Source organism: Streptomyces sp. NPDC025651 (assembly GCF_055558735.1).
The window spans coordinates 530,905-549,987 of record NZ_JBVHLZ010000003.1; the positions used below are offsets into that span (position 1 = coordinate 530,905).

General features: G+C 71.0%; 13 protein-coding genes. 5 read left to right on the forward strand and 8 right to left on the reverse strand.

The features are described from left to right. Positions 1–117: 117 nt before the first annotated feature. Positions 118–1,383: a condensation domain-containing protein gene (locus ACZ4D5_RS14690; protein WP_467772715.1), complete on the reverse strand. Its 1,266-nt coding sequence runs from the start codon at positions 1,381–1,383 to the stop codon at positions 118–120. A gap of 298 nt (positions 1,384–1,681) precedes the next feature. Between ACZ4D5_RS14690 and ACZ4D5_RS14695 the strand changes: the two genes are divergently transcribed. From ACZ4D5_RS14695 to ACZ4D5_RS14715, 5 genes are all read left to right on the forward strand, one after another. Further along, on the forward strand, positions 1,682–2,647 hold the full coding sequence (locus ACZ4D5_RS14695) for a TauD/TfdA dioxygenase family protein (protein ID WP_467772716.1): 966 nt from the start codon (positions 1,682–1,684) through the stop codon (positions 2,645–2,647). A 64-nt stretch (positions 2,648–2,711) separates the two neighbouring features. After that, entirely contained in the window at positions 2,712–2,963 is a 252-nt protein-coding gene (locus ACZ4D5_RS14700) for an acyl carrier protein (protein ID WP_467772717.1), read from the forward strand. A gap of 57 nt (positions 2,964–3,020) precedes the next feature. Next, positions 3,021–5,012, forward strand: a complete 1,992-nt coding sequence (locus ACZ4D5_RS14705; RefSeq protein WP_467772718.1) for a carbamoyltransferase C-terminal domain-containing protein — start codon at positions 3,021–3,023, stop codon at positions 5,010–5,012. Between the two features lie 177 nt (positions 5,013–5,189). Then, positions 5,190–10,589, forward strand: coding sequence for an SDR family NAD(P)-dependent oxidoreductase (locus ACZ4D5_RS14710; protein WP_467772719.1), 5,400 nt, complete (start codon positions 5,190–5,192; stop codon positions 10,587–10,589). 110 nt (positions 10,590–10,699) lie between these two features. Beyond that, the gene (locus ACZ4D5_RS14715) at positions 10,700–11,395 is read left to right on the forward strand and encodes a phosphatase PAP2 family protein (RefSeq protein WP_467772720.1); all 696 of its coding nucleotides are present in this window, start codon (positions 10,700–10,702) and stop codon (positions 11,393–11,395) included. A 33-nt stretch (positions 11,396–11,428) separates the two neighbouring features. On the opposite strand, the gene ACZ4D5_RS14720 is transcribed toward ACZ4D5_RS14715, so the two are convergent. The 7 genes from ACZ4D5_RS14720 to ACZ4D5_RS14750 are packed head-to-tail and all read right to left on the reverse strand — an operon-like array spanning position 11,429 to position 19,080. Further along, positions 11,429–12,754: a glutamate-1-semialdehyde 2,1-aminomutase gene (locus ACZ4D5_RS14720; protein ID WP_467772721.1), complete on the reverse strand. Its 1,326-nt coding sequence runs from the start codon at positions 12,752–12,754 to the stop codon at positions 11,429–11,431. A gap of 7 nt (positions 12,755–12,761) precedes the next feature. After that, positions 12,762–13,313, reverse strand: coding sequence for a dTDP-4-dehydrorhamnose 3,5-epimerase (gene rfbC / locus ACZ4D5_RS14725; protein ID WP_467772722.1), 552 nt, complete (start codon positions 13,311–13,313; stop codon positions 12,762–12,764). Continuing rightward, positions 13,310–14,554 (reverse strand): polysaccharide pyruvyl transferase family protein, encoded by a 1,245-nt coding sequence (locus tag ACZ4D5_RS14730; protein ID WP_467772723.1) that lies wholly within the window; start codon positions 14,552–14,554, stop codon positions 13,310–13,312. Before ACZ4D5_RS14730 ends, rfbC begins: the two co-directional genes overlap by 4 nt. Then, the gene (locus ACZ4D5_RS14735; RefSeq protein WP_467772724.1) at positions 14,551–15,507 is read right to left on the reverse strand and encodes a glycosyltransferase family 2 protein; all 957 of its coding nucleotides are present in this window, start codon (positions 15,505–15,507) and stop codon (positions 14,551–14,553) included. The genes ACZ4D5_RS14730 and ACZ4D5_RS14735 overlap by 4 nt, the downstream gene beginning before the upstream one ends. Further along, complete coding sequence (locus ACZ4D5_RS14740) at positions 15,504–16,787, reverse strand: hypothetical protein (RefSeq protein WP_467772725.1); 1,284 nt, start codon at positions 16,785–16,787, stop codon at positions 15,504–15,506. The genes ACZ4D5_RS14735 and ACZ4D5_RS14740 overlap by 4 nt, the downstream gene beginning before the upstream one ends. Next, positions 16,784–18,058, reverse strand: coding sequence for a DUF4910 domain-containing protein (locus tag ACZ4D5_RS14745; RefSeq protein ID WP_467772726.1), 1,275 nt, complete (start codon positions 18,056–18,058; stop codon positions 16,784–16,786). Before ACZ4D5_RS14745 ends, ACZ4D5_RS14740 begins: the two co-directional genes overlap by 4 nt. Beyond that, entirely contained in the window at positions 18,055–19,080 is a 1,026-nt protein-coding gene (locus ACZ4D5_RS14750; RefSeq protein ID WP_467772727.1) for an NAD-dependent epimerase/dehydratase family protein, read from the reverse strand. Before ACZ4D5_RS14750 ends, ACZ4D5_RS14745 begins: the two co-directional genes overlap by 4 nt. Positions 19,081–19,083: the final 3 nt, after the last annotated feature.

The window sequence follows — 19,083 nt, forward strand, 5'->3', positions numbered from 1 at the left end:
ATTATGAAGAAGCAGCGTCGCGGCATCTGCGCGGGATTCTAGAACCGGCTCCGACCAACTGTGGAAAGCCGATTCGCGGGAGGGGTGGAAAAACAATTCCCCTCCCGCATCCGGCGTTCAGAAAGCCCGCCATCTATTATCCAGTGAAACCTCTCCCAGGGTTTTATCGGAGCCCTTGGAGATATTGATGAGACCGGCTTCGATCGAGGCGGCGAGGACGGCCGGGAGATTGCCTTCGAGATAGTCCTGGCTCGCGCCCACGCCGATGAGGATCCCCTTCCCCGTGGCCACCGCGAGATGGAAGTTCGGCCCGGACCGCTGGGTGGACGAACGCCACTGGATCCCGGTGCGCAGGGCCGATCCGGCATCGGGCTCGGCGTCCACGTCGCCGAGGAAGTTGAAGTGCTTGGCGAAGGCGGTCGGGTCCGCCTCCGGCCGCCCCGCCTCCTCAAGGCTCGTCCTCAGCGCGTCGACGTCGTAGCAGCCGTGCATGTAGGCCGTCATGCACTGGAAGTAGCCGGCCCGCAGGTACTCCAGCGGGTCGGCCCCCTCGTCGATGGTGACGGTCACCGGGGCGAACTGGTTGAGCGAGCTGACCATCGACAGCCACCGGGCGTCGAGCCGGTTGGCGGCCATCAGCGCGAAGGTCAGCCGGTCGGTTCCCTTGAGCCGGGCCAGCGCGAGGGCGCCGACGCCGAGCACCACGGACTGAACCGAGACCTTCAGCCGTTCGGAGAGCTCCTGCGCCGCGGCCAGGCCCTCCACGCTGTAGAGCGAGGCCCGGCGCCGCTCACTGCCGTCACCCGGATCCCGGTCCGACGGGACGAGTCCGCCCCAGACCTCGGTCCAGTGCCGGAGGCTGCGCGAAGCCGACTCCTCCTGCTGTGCCCGCGCCATCTCCAGCGGCTGGACCACCGGTCCGAGCGCGCCGCCGTCCAGGAGCCGACCGAGCTGTTCCTCCAGCACCCGCAACGCGCCGTTGTCGGCCGCCACGTGGTGGATCACGGTGACCAGGTGGAGCGCATCGCCGTCGTACGTCGTGACGAAGGCGCGCCAGGGCAGCTCGGTCTCGATGTCGATCGGCTCGGCCGCCGACTCGGCGCCGAGCAGGAGGGCCGCGTCGAAGGTGTCGTCGGCCAGCTCCACGGCCGCCACCTTGGACGGGCGGAACGGGTGGACCGTCTGGGTCGGCGCGGGCCCGCTCAGGTCGTAGGTGGTCCGCAGCGACTCGTGCGCCGCGACCAACTGGAGCCAGGCGTCCATCACCTGGGCCGCACCGACGCCGAACGGCACCTCCCAGACGCTGACCAGGTTGGCGACCGACCGGTGGTCGGGACCGTGCGTCTCCAGCGAGCGCAGGACCGACAGTTGGCCGTAGGTCACCGCTCCCGTTTTGGCCTGATGGTTATCGACCGGCATTCTGTACTTCCCCCACAAAGGATTCTCGGCGAATGCACTGACCTGATCCGAATTCACGCCGGAGTCACGATGCCAGTGCATCAACATGGGACCAAGCCGATAATAACCGGACAGTCCGGCGAGGCGTCAATACCCAATCTCGATCACGAAACGGACATCAACCCACACACTGCCCTTTGCGCTAATTTTCCTGTTCGGGAGAGTTCGCTTGGGGTAAGCTGCCCGACGATTCATCGCATAGCCACAGTACTGGGGGTAACCGGTGTCAGAAATTACCTTTCGGCCTCTCACTCCAATCACCGGCGCGGAGGTTTCAGGCGTCGATCTCACCGTCGATCTGAAGCCCGACATTGTCGCCCGTCTGCGCGAGGCCCTGCTCCACCACAAGGTCCTCGTTTTCCGCGATCAGCCGATGGACGACGCGCGCCAGGTCGCACTCACCGACGCCTTCGGCGGCGCCACCGCCGCCCATCCCATTACGAACGGCCTGCCCGAATCCCCTGCCGTGCTGCGGACCGCGCTTTCGGAGGAACGAGCAGGCCTTGCCCAGTCGGAGGCCGGTCTCGGTGCCAGGCCGCGGCGCATACGCACCGAGTGGCATATCGACAGCACGTTCATGGCCAATCCCAACTCCATCACCATCCTGCGCGGCGTGGAGATTCCTCCCGCGGGCGGCGACACCCTCTTCGCCAATCTGGAAGCGCTCTACTCCGGTCTTTCGCCTTCCCTCCGGAAATACCTCGACACGCTGCAGGCCATGCACTCCCGGCACGACCCCTCGGCGCCGCCCCGGTTCGACGGCAAGTCGACGGGACCCTTCGTCGCCCTCCATCCCCTGGTGAGCGTCCACCCCGAGACCCAGGCGCGGAGCCTGTACATCAGCACCGTGTTCCTGCAGTCGATTCGCGGTCTCAAGCCCCGGGAAAGCGCCGCCCTGCTGGACTTCCTCCTCGACGAACTCGCCGGGCGCGACGAGATCCACGCCCGGGTCCGCTGGGACCAGGACACCCTCGTCATGTGGGACAACCGCTCCGTGGCGCACGCCGGTCCGGTGGACGGTCTCCTGTTCAAGGAGGAGCGCATCGTGCATCGCACCACGGTCGTCGGCGGTCTGCCCAGCGGGCCCGACGGCTTCGTCTCGCGTGCCCTCAAGGGCGATCTGTTCGAAGCGCTCAACGCCACCGCCGACGCGGCTTCCCAGGCACGTCAAGCCCCGTCGATTTCCTAGGCACGCCAAGACCCATCGATCCAGCAGTTGCCCGCGAACATCAGAAGGGATCCGGGAACACGGAATGTCGAACAGCCAGTCAGCCGAATTGATGTCGGTGATTTCTGAAGTATTCGCCCCCCTCGAAGTCTCACCCGACAACACCTTCGACGACCTCGGGGCCACCTCCGTCTCGCTGCTCCGCCTGATGGTCTCCATCCAGAGCGCATTCGACGTCCCGCTCGACGTCGTCGACATGTTCACCGTCGAGAACGTCGGCGAACTGATTCAGCTCGTCGAAGAGCGCATGCCTCAGGGCGGCGTCGCCGCGACGTGACATGGGCCGTCGACGGCCCGACCAGCAGCCACCGCCCAACCGCCGAAGGGGGAAATCGTGACCGCTCGCTCCGATGCGACGTACTTCCTATCCAGCTACATTTCTCCGACCAACGACCTGTCTGTCATCGCGCCGCGCCATGACCAGAACATTGCGCTGTGGCGCAGTTCCGACTCACGAGTCGAGCTGGTCAGGATATGGGAACTCGAGCGCATCAGCGGGCAGAAGCACCACTTCTGGCCCCTGTTCACCGTGGACCGGTTCAACCGGGTGCTCGCTGAGCTGCTCGCGGCCGAAGGGCTTTCCCTGGAGGACGTGAGTACGTCGTGGGGCACCCCCGGCCTGCCGCATCACGAAGACATCAAGTTGCCGGCGGGCGCCGAGGAATATCCGGTCCACAGCCTCGCCCACCTGTACAGCGGCCTGCTTCTGGACACCGAGATCTTCCGGAATCAGACCATCGTCGGGTTCGCGGTGGACGGGCGGCCCGACTTCGGCCTCGACCAGACGGGCAAGAAATACTGGTACACGGGCTGTGTCTCCAAGAAGGGCGATGTCGACTTCGCTCCCGTCGAGTCACCGGCACCCATCTATGACGCCGCGTCATCCGAGTTCGGCAAGGAGCCCGGAACGCTGATGGCTCTGGCGTCGGCGTGCCCCACAGAAATCGCCTACGACATCGAAGCGGCCGTGGAGAAGCTGGAGCTTTTCGGCGGCCGACGCGTGCCGTTGATCGACACGCTTCCGTTCGTCCAGGCCATCATCCGTGCGGCGGAATCCCAACTGCCGTCGATGGAACTGGACAGCCGCTTCACCGCGCAGGAGCACCTGCAGTCCGCCGTCATGAAGCTCGTACAGACGGCCTGCGAGCTCGTCATGGTGCGCAATGTCGACCGGCTGCTCGAATCGGGAGCGGTGGACCCGCGCGAGGCCTATCTCTCCCTCAGCGGAGGCTTTGCCCTCAACTGCCCGACCAACTCCTTCCTCCTGCGCCGTTACGGCTTCAAGGGCCTGCTCACTCCGCCCTGCGCCAACGACTCCGGCCAGGCCCTCGGTCTCGGCCTTCTCGGCTTCGTCGGCACGGGCCGACTCCCCGCGGCCGACTTCCGTCTCAGCAGCCCTTACCACGGCTCCGAGATATCCGATGTCGAGGTCGCCCTGCGGCACTTCGACGATTTCATCGAGGACGTCCAGGACTTCACGGACGGTCAGTTCGTCGAGGACATCAGCAGCGGCCCGCTGGTGTGGGCGGACGGGGCGGCCGAGATCGGCCCGAGGGCACTGGGCCATCGAAGCATCCTCGCCGATCCCCGTTCGACCCGGTCGAAGGACCTGCTGAACGAGTACAAGAGCCGGCAGTGGTGGCGCCCCGTCGCTCCGATCATTCTGGAAGAGCACACCGGCGACTGGTTCGAGGACCCCTGGCCTTCGCCCTACATGCTCGAGACGGCGAACGTCCGTGAGTCCAAGCGCCCGCTGGTTCCGGCGATCCTCCATCTCGACGACTCGGCTCGACGCCAGACGTTGAACTCCGAGACCAACCCTCTGCTCTACCGCGCGATAGAGGCCTTCCGCCGGAGCACAGGCGTTCCGATCGTGTGCAACACGTCGCTGAACGACAAGGGCGAGCCGATAGCCGACACGGCGGCGCAGGCCCTCAACTTCGCCATACGCAAGGGCATCGCCGTCGCCTATGTCGACGGCCGCCGGGTCCAGTTGCGCACGGACGCCCGCGCCAAGGAGGCGGCTCCCACGCGCCGGCACCCCCGCCGCGAGGAGCTCTTCGCGGACCAGGAGCAGGACCGCGACCAGATCTGGGACTCCTGGGTCGCGTCGGGCTACAGCACCACGGCCATGGTCCTGATGTCCCGCTCCCCCGAACTGCGCGATCAGGAGCTGGCGAAGCCCGCCATGGTCAACCAGCTGGCGGACGTCGCGAGCGCCCGGGACGAGAGCGGCACGCTGGACCTCGCCGCGGCGAAGCATGCCCGCATGTTCGGGCCGACCGCTTCCTTCGATCCCGAATCCCAGGAGGGGGCGGCCTTCTGAGCTCTCGGCAGGGGCGCTGAGGGCGAAGCCGGGCCGGGAGCCGCGGAGTACGCGGCTCCCGGCTGGCTTCCACAGGCTGCGGCAACACGTAACGGCCCCAAGGCACTTGGGGCATGCGGAAGAGAAGACGCGGCGGCGTCAGCACGCGCGACGGCGTCGAAGGGCAAGGGGCCAATGATGACCACTGAGTTCACGGATCCCGCGGTACGGGACGGTGTCGCGATCGTCGGGATGGCGGGGCGTTTCCCCGGCGCCGGGGACCTGACCGAGTTCTGGTCGAACCTCCGCGACGGCGTCGAGTCGATCGTCGCCCTGACCGACGAGGAGCTGGCGGCGGCCGGTGTGTCGCCCGAGGACTTCGGACAACCCCACTACGTCAAGGCCGCGCCCAAGTTCGAGGGCATCGGCCTGTTCGACGCCGAGTTCTTCGGGTACACCGCCCGCGAGGCCAAGATCATGGACCCGCAGCACCGGCTCTTCCTGGAGACGGCCTGGTCGGCGCTGGAGCACTCCGGCTACGACGCCGCCCAGTACGGCGGCAGCGTCGGTGTCTTCGGCGGCGCAAGCACCACCGCCTACCTCGGGAACATCCTCAGCAACCTGGAGCACGGCGAGGCGATCAAGGGCGAGAACGTCGGCCTGGGTTTCGAACTCGCCTTCCTCACCAGCCGGGTGTCGTACAAGCTCGACCTGCGGGGGCCGAGCTTCCCCGTGCAGACCGCCTGTTCGAGCTCCCTGGTCGCGCTGCACGCCGCCTGCCAGAGCCTGCTCAACTACGAGTGCGACATGGCGCTTTCGGGCGCGGTCTCCTACAAGGTGCCCGAGAACACCGGCTACCTCTACCAGGAGGGAGCCTTCCTCTCCCCGGACGGGCACATCCGGCCGTTCGACGCGGACGCCCGGGGCACCGTCTTCGGCAACGGCGTCGGCGTGGTGGCGCTGAAGCGGCTTGAGGACGCGCTGGCCGACGGCGACACCGTCCACGCGGTGATCAAGGGATCGGCCGTCAACAACGACGGCGGGGTCAAGGCGAGTTTCACGGCTCCGACCGTCGCCGGGCAGGCCGAGGTGATCACGGAGGCGCTGGCGGTCGCGGAGGTCGACCCCGAGAGCATCGACTACATCGAGGCGCACGGCAGCGGCACCGTGATCGGCGACTCGATCGAGGTGCAGGCGTTGTCGCGGGCGCTCGGCGACAACGGCTCCTGGGCCCTCGGCTCGCTCAAGAGCAACGTCGGCCACCTCGACGCCGCCTCCGGCATCGCCGGCCTGCTCAAGACCACCCTGGCGCTCAAGCACGAGACACTGCCCGCCTCGCTGAACTACACCCGCGGCAACCCCGACATCGACTTCGCCAACAGCCCCTTCCGCGTCCAGGCCGAAGCAACACCCTGGCCCCGCAGCGAGGGCCGCGTCCGGCGCGCCGGAGTCAGCGCCTTCGGCTTCGGCGGCACCAACGCGCACCTCATCCTGGAGGAAGCCCCCCTCCTCGCCCCGTCCCCCGCCAGCCCCCGCCCCACCGAAACACTGATCCTCTCGGCCCGCACGGCCGAAGCCCTCGACCAGGCCACCGACCGCCTCGCCGCCCACCTGCGCCACGAGCAACCTCACCTCGCCGACGCCGCGCACACCCTCGCCACCGGCCGCCGCGCCTTCGCCCACCGCCGCATCGTCACCGGCCAGGACCCCGACGCCGTCGCCGCCGCCCTCGAAAGCCGCGACCCGGCCCATGTCGTCACCGCTCACGTCGCGGGCGGTGCCGCACCGCTGGTGTACGTCTTCAGCGGTCAGGGCTCCCAGCACACCGGCATGGCCCACGACCTCTACCAGCAGGAAGCCGTCTTCCGCGACTGCGTCGACGAGTGCGCCGAACTCCTCCTGCCGCAGCTCGGCGAGGACATCCGCGACATCGTCTTCACCCGCGACAGCCGGCTCGACCAGACCGAGTGGGCCCAGCCCGCCCTCTTCGTGATCGAGTACGCCCTGACCCGGCTCTGGCAGTCCTGGGGCATCGCCCCCACCGCCATGATCGGCCACAGCCTCGGCGAATGGGTCGCCGCCTGCGTCGCCGGTGTCTTCACCCTCCCCGACGCACTCCGCCTCGTCGCCCTGCGCGGCCGCCTCATGCAGGCCCAGGCCCCCGGCGCCATGCTCAACATCATGGCCGACCGCGCCACCGTCGAGGCCGCCCTCACCGACGGTCTCTCGCTCGCCGCCCACAACGGCCCCCGTGACTGCGTCGTCTCCGGCTCCCACGAGGCGATCCGCTCCTTCGCCGAGCTCGCCGACGAGCACGGCTGGCCCACCCAGGCCGTCGCGACGTCCCACGCCTTCCACTCCGGTCTGATGGAGCCGATGATCGCGGAGTTCACCACCGCCGTCGCCGCCGTCGACCGCCACGCGCCGCGGACGCCCTTCGTCTCCAACCTGACCGGGACCTGGATCACCGACGGCCAGGCCACGGACCCCGACTACTGGGGCAACCACATCCGCTCGACCGTCGAGTACACCACCGGCATCCGGACCGCCACCACCGAACCGGGCACCACCCTGCTCGAAGTCGGCCCCGGCCAGACGTTCAGCAGCCTCGCCCGGCGCATCCTCACCGGCGCGGGCGTCGAGGCCACCGCCCTCGCCTCGCTCCCCCACAAACGCGACCGCCGGACGGCCGCCGAGACGATCCAGCGCACCCTCGCCACCCTCTGGCTCACCGGCACCACGCCCGACTGGGCCGGCTACTACGCCGGGCAGGAGCGCCGCCGCATCCCCCTGCCCACCTACCCCTTCCAGCACAAGCACCACTGGATGGAGCCCCAGGTCCCGCAGGCCGCGGCCCGGCACACCCCCGGCCCGCACCCGCTGCTCGACCAGGTCCTGCTCCGCACGATGGGCCAGTCCGTCTTCCTCACCGAGTTCTCGCTGGAGCGTCACTGGGTGCTCTCCGAGCACAAGCTGCTCGGCGAGGCGATCGTCCCCGGGACCACCTACCTGGAGATGGCCCGCGCCGCGGCCTCGCAGCACTTCGGACGGCCCGTCACCGAACTCCGCGACATCACCTTCCTGGTCCCGCTGCTCGTGCAGGAGAACATCCCCCGCACCGCGCACACGACCATCCGCGAACTCGACGACACACATGCCGAGTTCACGGTCGCGGGCCTCGATCCGGCGGGCGACCGCTGGACGGTGCACGTCCAGGGCACCGTCGGCGTCCGGCCGCTCACCGCGCCCCCGCCGCAGCAGAACCTGGAACAGCTGCGTGAACTCTGCTCGCTGGAGAGCGTGGACATCACGCTGCGGCAGACCGAGCACAAGGTGATGGAGTTCGGCGACCGCTGGCGGAGCAGCCTGCCGACCGTGCACGTCGGCGTCCGCGCCGCCCTCGGCGTCCTCGACCTGCCCGAGCAGTACCGGGCCGAGTGCCACGACTACCCCCTGCACCCGACGCTGCTCGACCAGGCCACCGGCTTCAGCGGTTTCGCCGTCCTGGACACCGCCGACGACCGCAGGACCGCCCTCGGCGACCGGGACTTCTTCCTCCCGGTCGGCTACGACTCGCTGCTCCTGCACGGCCCGCTGCCCGCCCGGGGCCTGAGCTTCGTCCAGCCCCACCCCGGCTACGCGAACAACTCCGAGTTCCGCAAGGTCGACGTGGTGATCTGCGACGAGTCGGGGGCCACCGCGGCCGAGATCCGCGGGTTCACCGTCAAGCGCGTCACCGACGCCAAGCGCACGGTCGCCCGGCTGCGCCCGCACGCCCGCCACCACACCCTCACGTGGATACCGGCCCCGGCGCCCGAGGGGCAGCAGACCTCGCCCGCCCGGATCCTCGTGATCGGCGAACAGGGCGGCATCGGCGGCACGTTGAGCGCCGAACTGCGCGCGCGGGGCGTCAGTGTCACCGAGGCGTCGCTCGCGGCCCAGTGGCGGCAGTCCGCTCCTGACGAGTACGAAGTACCGCCCACCGCCGAGGGGTTCGACCGGCTGCTCGACGCGCTCGGCACGGAGCTCCCCGACGAGGTCGTGCACGTCGCGGCCCCGGCCGACGGCCGCGTCCAGCAGGACCTGGCCGTCCTGGAGGCCCGGCTGGCCCACGGCGTCCACAGCCTGTTCCACCTGGCGCGCAGCCTCTCCGAGCGCGGCGTCGCCCCGGCCCGGATCAGTGTGGTCGCGCCGTCGGTGGCGCGGGTCACCGGCACCGAACAGGAGACGGCCGCCGTCCACGCGACGCTCTTCGGGCTCGCGAAGGTGATCGGCCAGGAGTACGAGAACACCGACGTGTTCTGCCTGGACATCGCCGAGGACACCGGCCCCGAGGCCGTCTGCGCCGAGCTCCTCGGCGCACGGACGCCCACCACCGTGGCGCTGCGCGACGGACAGCGGTACGTCGCCGAGCTCGCACCGGTGGACCTCCGGGAGCAGCCGCGGTCCGAGCCGGTGCGCCCCGACGGGGTGTACCTGATCACCGGCGGCCTGGGCGGGCTCGGCCTCGCGGTCGCCCGCCATCTGAGCCGTTCGGTGCCGGGCGCGCGGCTGGCCCTGGTCAACCGCACCGAGCTGCCGCCGCGCGAGCAGTGGGACACGGTCACCGACGCCAAGGTGCGAAGGCAGATCGAGGCGCTGCGCGAACTGACCGGGAACGGCGCCGACGTGCGCAGCTACTCCGCTGATGTCACCGACCTGGCGGCCATGGAGGGCGTCGTCGCCGAGGTCCGCGACGAGCTGGGGGCGATCGGCTGCGTCGTGCACGCGGCCGGGGTCGCCGGTGACGGCTTCCTCTTCCGCAAGGACCCCGAGACCTTCCGCCGCACCCTCGACCCCAAGGTCCTCGGCGCCACCGTCCTCGACCTCGTCACCCAGGACGACCCGCCGGAGTGCATGGTCAACTTCGGTTCCACGGTGGCGATCTTCGGTGCGGCCGGGCAGGGCGACTACACGGCCGCCAACAGCTACCTGGACCACTTCGCCGAGCAGCGCACCGCCCGCGGCAGGCGGACGGTGACGGTCGACTGGAGCGACTGGCTGGACACCGGCATGGCGTTCGACCACGGGGTCCAGCAGGACCAGGGCTTCTTCCGGTCGGTGTCGATCGAGGACGGCCTCAACAGCTTCGAGGAGATCCTCGCCTCGGCGTGCACGCCCGTGGTCGTCGGCGAGATCAACTACCCGAAGCTGGGCGGGTCTCCCGGCCTCACCGAGCTGCTGCGCCGCGCACCGCTGGTGCTGGCCGCCCCGATCCAGCAGGCCGTCGCCGCGGCCCGCGGCAGCGACACCGGGTCGGCCACGGCGGCGCAGGCCGCGCCGTCCGACGGCGAGCCGAAGCTCTTCGGCAACGAGAGCGGCGAGTTCAGCGACACCGAGCGCGCCCTCGCCCGGATCTGGGCCCGCGAGCTGGGGCTGACCGAACTCAACGTGCACGACACCTCGTTCGCGCTCGGCGTGGACTCGCTGGCCGCGCTCCGGATCGCCCAGAGCATCCAGAAGATCATGGAGATCCGGGTCTCGATGGTCGACCTGTTCCGCTACGTCACGATCGCGGAACTCGCCGAGCATCTGGACACCAGGGAGGACCAGGGCTGACCGGACGCGTCGAGCGGGAGGACGTCCGGCCTCCCGCTTCAACTCTGCTATTTTCACGGGCAGTCGTGGTCATGGGCGGGTAGGTCGGACACGATACGGGGGGGCTCGCGTTGGATCGCCTGGCCGGAGCGGAACCGGAACGGCCGGCGCTGCCCCCTCCCCTGCGCGCGTGGCTCGGGTCGATCGCGGTCCTCGCCGCGCTGGTGGTCGTCGTGGTCGGGGTCCTGTACGCCGGCCACAGCGAGCCCGGCGCGGTCGACAGGTGGGTCGTCGACCCGACGGCGGACAGCGTGCGGCCGCCGTGGCGGTACGCCGCCCTGGCCGTGGACTTCCTGGGGGAACCCGCCGGAGCCGCGGTGTCGGTCGTGGCCGTCGTGGCGGGCTGCCTGCTGCGGCGGTTTCCGCGCGCCGCGGTGCTCGTCGTCGCCGGTGGCGGCCTGACGGTGGTGACGACGACGCTGGTCAAGTACCCGGTGGGACGCACCATCCACGGCGACAACCTGTCCTATCCGAGCGGGCACACCGCCTTCGTCACCGCGCTGGCCCTCGTGGTGGCGCTGCTCGTGGCCGGCCGCCTCGGCCTCGGCAGGGCGGCCGGCACGTCACTCGTCCTCGCCGCGGCGCTGGTCGCCGGAGCCGCCATGGGCTGGGCGCAGGTGTCCCTCGGCGCGCACTACGCGACCGACGTGCTCGGTGGCTGGTGCACCGCGCTGGCGGTGGTCCCGGCGACCGCGTGGCTGGTCGACCGGGCGGCCGACCGGATCACCTCGCGGACGGCCGACTCCGGCTGCCGGGACCCTCACTGACGTCACGTCACGCCATCACGCCTCCACCCCACGTCACGCCAAGCGGCGGAACACCGGCTTGACCGGCCGCCCCGCCAGCCACGGCGCGGGGTCCCCGGCCTCCAGCGCCTTGCGGTACACCGCGCAGGCGTCGGCCACCACGTCGACGGTGCGGTCGATGTCGGCGTCGTCGAGCGCGCTGCTCACCACGAACGACGGGGCGAGGACCCCGCCCGCCAGGAGTTGGCGCAGGAACAGGGTGCGGTACTCCTGGGACGGCTGCCGGTTCTCGTCGAGGGTGGCGAAGACCAGGTTGCTCGCCCGGCCCCGGACGACGACGTGGTCGCCGACGCCCATGCCCGCCGCCGCCTCGCGCACACCGGCGGCCAACCGCTCGCCGAGAGCGTGCAGTCGGGCGGTGATGCCCTCCTCGGCGTAGGCGGCCTGCACCGCCATCGCGGCCGCCAGGGAGTGCGTCTCGGCACCGTGCGTGGTGGACAGCAGGAACACCCGTTCGCCGGAGTGCCGCAGCCCGCCCCGCTCCATCAGCTCGCGGCGCCCGGCGAGGGCGGAGACGGCGAATCCGTTGCCCAGCGCCTTGCCGAACGTGGAGAGGTCGGGGACGACGCCGTACAGACCCTGGGCGCCCGCCTCGGACCAGCGGAAGCCGGTGATCATCTCGTCGAAGATCAGTACGCAGCCGTGCCGGTCGGCCAGTTCGCGCAGGCCCGCGAGGTATCCGGGCGGGGGCTCGGTGTGGGTGGCGGGTTCGAGGATCAGGCAGGCGACCTCGCCCTGGTGGCGGGTCAGGACCTCCTCCGTGGCGGCCAGGTCCCCATAGGGGAACGCCACGGTGAGCTCGTTGGTCTGTGCCGGAATGCCCGCGGACATCGGCGTCGTGCCGATGAACCAGTCGTCGACGGAGAAGAACGGATGGTCGCCGCAGAGCGCCACCCGCGGGCGCCCGGTGACGGCGCGGGCCAGGCGCACCGCGGCGGTGGTCGCGTCCGAACCGTTCTTCGCGAACTTCACCATCTCGGCGGTCGGCACGGTGGCCAGGAAGCGCTCCGCGGCCTCGACCTCCACGATGGAAGGACGGACGAAGTTGCTCCCGCGGTCGATCTCCCGCCGCACCGCCTCGGTCACGCGTGGGTGGGCGTGGCCGAGGCTGACCGACCGCAGGCCTGATCCGTACTCGATGTAGCGGTTGCCGTCGATGTCCCACACGTGGGCACCGCGGCCGTGGCTGATGACCGGGGCCAGGTCCTCGGGGTACTGGTCGTCGCCCTTGGCGTAGGTGTGCGCGCCCCCGGGGATCATGGTGTGCAGCCGCTCGTTCGCCGTCCGCGACCGGGGCAGGACGAACTCTTCGATGTCCACGCGTACGTCACCCTTCTTCTTGCTTCAGGACCTCGGCGAGGCTCGGCGCCTGCCGGTCCCGCTCGGACATCGACGTGACCGGCAGCGGCCATGGAATGGCGAGTTCCGGATCGTCGAAGGCGATCGTCACGTCCTCGGCCGGATCGTGCGGGCGGTCGATCCGGTACGAGGTGTCGGCGGTCTCGGTCAGCGCCTGGAAGCCGTGCGCGCAGCCCGCCGGGACGTACAGGGTCCGCTGCGTCTGGCCGGACAGCTCGAAGGAGGCCACGTTGCGGTAGGTCGGCGAGTTCGGCCGCAGGTCCACGACGACGTCGAAGATCCGCCCGTACGAGCACCGGACCAGCTTGGCCTCGCCCGCCCCGGAGCGCAGGTGCAGGCCCCGCAGGACGCCCTGGACGGAGCGGGACACGCTGTCCTGGATGAAGGCGGCCGGGTCGATGCCCACCGAGCGGACCACGTCGGCGTCGAAGGTGCGGCAGAAGAAGCCGCGTTCGTCGGCGTACGGGGTCGGCTCGAAGAGGTACGCACCGGCGATCTCCGGGACGTGGGTCGCTTTCATGGAGTCTCCTGCCGTGCCTGGGTGTGCTGGTGGTGGGCCGCCGGGAACAGGACCCCGGTCAAGGCGGTGAACTGGTGCTGGAGGCGGCGGGAGACGGTCTGGTTCCGCTCGGCGAGCGTCCGCCGCACCTCCACCGATCGCTTCTCCAACGCCCGGAACTGTGCGAGCAGTTGGCCGGCGTCGACGTCCCGGGCCGGATGGGTGTACGTGCCGAGGCCCATCCGGGCCATCAGCGCGTCGCTCTTCGCCGCATAGCTGAGCGCGAGCGTGGGTGTGCCGACCTTCAGCGCGCAGACGAGGTTGTGGTAGCGGGTCGCCACCACGGTGTCGGCGGCCGCCATCTCCTTCATGAGGTCGGCGAGCGAGGCCGTCCTCGCCGCGGTGACCAGCGGCGAGTCCACCGCTTCGAGGATCGCCGCGACCACCGGCGCGTCGCACTCGTCGCCGGTGAGCAGCCGGACCGGCCGCCCCTCCTCGACCAGCGTACGCACGAACCGAGTGGTGCCGTCGAGATAGCGCCGGTGGATCTCCTCGGCCTGGTCCCGGTCGTCGTCACCGCCGTGGAAGGCCATGACGCCGACGCAGACCGGGCCCGGCGGGTCGAAGGGCGCGTCCGCGTCCGCCCGCGGCGCCGGCAGGGCGAAGGCGAGGTCCGGGTAGACCTCGTCGCGCGCGGTGCGCACGCCCATCGCCCGCATGGCGTCGCGGGACAGGGTGTCCCGGTACGAGCGGTACGTGGCGAGCCGCGCCGACCAGCGCACCAGGGCCCGGGTCGCCCGGTTGCCGATCGGGGCGGCGCCGACGCCGACCAGCGCGACGCGGGTGCCGGACAGGCGGCCGCTCGCGCAGAGCAGGAACAGCGCGTACGGGAAGCCCCACGGCCGCAGCGGCAGCGTGGCCTCCAGGACGCCCATGCCCGGCACGATCACCACGTCGTGGCGGCGCACCCAGGCGGCGGTGCGGACGGCGTCGACGACTTTGCCGAGCCCCTTGGCCGCGACCGCGCCCGCACGCGAGGCGGTCCGGTACTCCCCTCGGTACCAGTGCAGCCGCGTCGCGGGGATGCCGTACCGGGCCGCGACGGTCTCGGGGCCGCCGCACAGCGCGTCCACGGCCGCCTCGGGGTGCTCGGCGCGGAGGTAGCCGAGTACGGCTTCGAGCGACCCGTCGTTGCCGAGGTTCCCGGAGCCGAGCAGGCCGAACACCCCCACACGGACAGGGGCGTTGCGCGTGGACCTCATGGCTGTCGCCCCTCACGTCCGGCGACGAGGTCGTCGAGGGAGACGCTGAGCAGATCCGGGTCGACCGGCGCGCGGTCCTCGACCCGCTCCCCCGCGCCCGGCCTGGCCCGGCTCGTCATCCACGTGAGCAGGTGCCGGTGGCACGCGCGCCGGTCGGCCGAGGACAGCGGCGCCCGCTGGATCGCCGAGACGAAACCCCACACGTACTCGGCGAGCAGCCGCGGCGTCGGGTGCAGCAGCCCCGCCCTGCGCGGGTCCAGGTTGACGCACCGGGAGCGCTTGGAGGGGTTCGCGCGCTCGGCGCGGGTGGGGTGGTCGCGGCGGAAGTACAGCAGCTCGGGCACCTGGTGGAAGGGCCCGTGCAGGGTGATCTCGGCGACGAACGTGCGGTCCGCGTGGTGGTAGCTGTCGTGCGGCTTCACCCGACGCAGCACGTCGGCGCGCATCACGCCGTAGAAGTCGTCGCCGCCGGGCTCGAAGAGCAGGCTGCGGAAGCGCTCCGGCGCGCGCGGCGAGTGGGTGGCGAGCGTGTACTCGTACGGGACCTTGACCTTGCCGCCCTCGTCGATGACCGCCTGGTCGGAGTGTGCGAGGACGACGTCCGGGCGCTCGTCGAGCACCTCGACGCAGCGCCGCAGCAGGTCCCTGGCGTACAGGTCGTCGTGCGAGGCCCACTTGAACAGCTCGCCGCGGCACTGGGTGAACACGTAGTTGTGGTTCGGCGCGGCGCCGATGTTCCGGGGCAGCCGGAGGTAGCGGATGCGCGAGTCCTTCGCGGCGTACCTGCGGCAGATGTCCTGGGTCCCGTCGGTCGAGGCGTTGTCGGTGATGACCAGCTCGAAGTCCTCGTACGTCTGGCCGAGCAGGGCGTCGAGTGACTCGGCGAGGTACTCCTCGCCGTTGTACACGGGCAGGCCGATGCTCAACCGGGGCATGCGCCCAAAACCGGTCATGTGGTCCTCACTTCGGAAAGGGAATCGCGGTGGCGCTCGCGCAGGGCGGCCCGCAGTTGCAGCCACCAGAGGGCCGAGCCACAGGCGGTCGCGGCGGCGACCCCCCAGGCCGAGCCGACGGCGCCCGCCACGGCGGCGCCGCCGAGCCCGCCGCCGACGTAGCAGACGGAGGCGAACAGTTGGACGCGCAGGCTGCGCCGTGCGGCGGCGAGCGCGCGCAGCCCGGCCGCCGCGCCGCTGCCGAGCCCGGCGCCCGCGACGCCGAGCGCGGCCGGCACGATGAGCTCGGAGGCGGAGCCCCAGACGTCGCCGAGCACCAGCTCGCCGAGCCCGTCGGGCACCAGGAGCAGCGCCGCGCCCCAGAGCACCGCGGCGGCGGCAAGGCCGGAGCCGAGCAGCAGGCAGAACCTGGCGAGGCGTTCCGGGGCCTGCCGCAGCACGCGCGCCGCCTCCGGGACGGTGACCAGCGAGAGCCCCATCAGTACGGCGAGGAAGGGGCCGAGCAGGAGCTCGGCACCCCGCACCACGCCCACCGCGCCGACCCCGACGATCAAGCCGAGGCCGTACGCCCGGAGTTGGGCCGCGCCGCTGACACCGACGTTCTCGACCAGGTACCGGTAGCCGAGGTCGCGCTGCTCGCGAAGCCACGCGCGCGCTTCGGTCAGCCGGGGCCGGATGCCGGACTGGAGGCAGCCGTACCCCGCGGCCACCGCGGCGGCGGCGCCCCAGGCGAGCACGAAGGCGGCCACGGTGTCCGCACGCGCGGCCACCACCATGGCCGGGACGAGCGCGGCGGTCGCCAGGACGTCGTTGGTGAACGCCTTGCGCCCGGTGCCCGCGGCGAAGAACGAGAACCGCCAGGCGTCCTGGAGCAGCAGCCCCGGCAGCACGACGCCGAGCGCGGCGAACGCGGGCCCCACCCGGCCGCCGAGAGCGAGCCCGACCACCAGACACAGCGCGCCGACGGCGCCGCCGACGCCGAGCGCGGTACCCGTCGACCGGGCCGCCGCCGCACGCCAGGACTCCGTCGGCACGCCGCTGAAGCGCACCACGAGCGGATCGGTGGCAAGGCCGCGGGAGACGTTGAGCACCACGCCGTAGGTCACCCAGGCCAGGCTGAACACGCCGAACGCGGTCAGCCCCAGCGAGCGGGCCACGTAGATTCCCACCGCGAAGTTGTTCAGGCTGCAGACCGCCTGGTCGGCAAGGCCCCAGGAGAGCCGGCCCGCCATGGCCCGTTTGGCGGTCCGCTTCTCCCCCTCGGTGGCCATCGACGTCATGCCTTGATCAGCCCGGCGCCGTGCAGGGCGTCGGCCGCCTCGGCGACGGCATCGAACGGCAGCCCCGACCGCTCGGCGACGTCGAGCAGACCGTGCTCGCCGTCGGAGAGGCTGAGCACCCAGAGCATGGCCATCTGGGCCTGCTTGGTGTCGCTGCGCCCGCCGAGCGCGTCGTACAACCCCCGCCTGCCCAGCTGCGGTTCACCGTACGGGCTGAGGTTGACGTACCGCCGGTTGCGGTCGAGCACGGCGAACGCCTCACGGCACACGGCGAGGGTGTCCTCCATCGCCTGCGGGGAGACGAAGTCCGGGTTGTCCGCCGAGGTGTGGTACTCGGGGTAGCCGGCGTACGGGGTCCGGCTGAGCGAGCCCACGCCGAGGTCGAACCCGGGCGAGCAGTACTGCCGCTCGTCGTAGCCGTACGGGGTGAACTCGTCGACGCGGTGCGGGCGTTCGGAGGCGGCGAGGACGTGCCGCATCACCCGGTCGATCTCCGCGTCGCCCCGCCTGCTCTGTTTGTAGGTCAGCTGGCCCGAGTCCCCGGCGCAGGCCAGCACGAGACCGTGCCTGACCTTCTCGATCCGCTCCGCGTTGCGGGCCAGCCAGGTGATCGCCCCGATGGTGCCGGGCGCGTAGATGAACCGGTAGGTGTAGTAGGGCGTCCGCTCCGCGAGCGCCTGGGCCAGGAACGTCGCCACCGCGATGCCGGCCAGGTTGTCGTTGGCCAGCGACGGGTGGCAGACATGGCAGGAGACGATCACCTCGTCGGAGACCTGCCCGGGGACCACGTGCTCGGCGTAGGTGAGGTGGCCGTCTTCCAGTGTGGAGTCGACGCGCACCTCGTAGTCGCCGTCCGGCAGGGCGTCCAGGGTCTCCTGGGCCAGGCAGAACCCCCATTCCGGCTTGTAGTAACTGGTGCGGTACGGCACCCAGTTCGGGTGGTCGGGCAGGGTGTGCAGATGTTCACGCAGCTCGGCCAGCGGCATGGTCCGCGCCACCGGCACGCTGTAGCCGAGCACGTGGAGGCTGGACGCGGCGAAGTCGACGACCCGGTTGCCCGCGCTGTCGGCGACGTACGCGTCCCTGATGTTCCACTCCTGCGGCACCGTCCAGTCCAGGACCTGCGTCCCGGTCGGCACCTCGTGCAACTGGAGCGGGACGTACTCCCCGACGATCTCCAGGGTGGCGCGCACGCCGTCGCCGGTGATGCTCCGGCAGAGCGGGTACATCCGCTCCACCAGTGCGTGCATCTGTTCGCCGGGCGTGGTCATCGGCGCCGCCGCAGGGTGTCGTCGACGGTGCCGGCCTCGGTCTCCGCGCGCAGCACGGCGAGGCGGGTGAAACGCTGTTCGAAGTCCTCCCGGGTCAGCCCGTGCTTGCGGTAGGCGTCGGCGAGTTCGTGCGCGCCCTGCTTCACCGTCCACTCGCAGTCGAAGCCCGGTATCGCGTCACGGAAGCGGGAGAAGTCCACCCGGTAGGACCGCGGGTCGGCGCCGGTCTCCCCGGTGATGACCACCTTCGATCCCGACACCGCGTCGGCGACCTGCTCGGCGATCTCGGCGACCGTGACGTTGTTGACCTCGCTGCCGATGTTGAAGGCCCGGTCGTGGACCGCCTCCCGCGGCGCGGTCAGCGCGGCCGTGAACGCCCGCGCGATGTCGGCGGCGTGCACCAGCGGGCGCCAGGGCGTGCCGTCGGAGAGCACCAACACCTCGCCGGACAGCAGCGCGTGGCCCACCAGGTTGTTCAGGACGATGTCGGCGCGCAGCCGGGGCGAGTAGCCGAAGGCGGTGGCGTTGCGCATGTACACCGGGCTGAAGTCGCCGTCGGCCAGCGCGTGCAGGTCGTCCTCCACCCGCACCTTGGACTCCGCGTACGGCGTCACGGGGCGCAGCGGGGCGTCCTCGGCCACCAGGTCGTCGCCGCCCGCGGCGCCGTACACGGAGCAGGTCGACGCGTACAGGAAGCGCCGCACCCCGGCCTCGCGGGCGAGGCGGGCCAGGCGTACGGACGCCTGGTGGTTGATGTCGTAGGTGAGTTCCGGTGCCAGCGCTCCGAGCGGGTCGTTGGAGAGCGCGGCCAGGTGGATCACCGCGTCCACCCCGGCCACGTGCTCGGCCGTGACGTCGCGCAGGTCCACGCGGTGCCCGGACGGGTCCGCGGGCGGCGGGCCGAGGACGCAGTCGGCGAACAGGCCGGCGTCGAGGCCGACGACGTCGTGCCCGGCCGAGCCGAGGACCGGGGCCATCACGGTGCCCAGGTAGCCCTGGTGTCCGGTCAGCAGTACGCGCAAGGT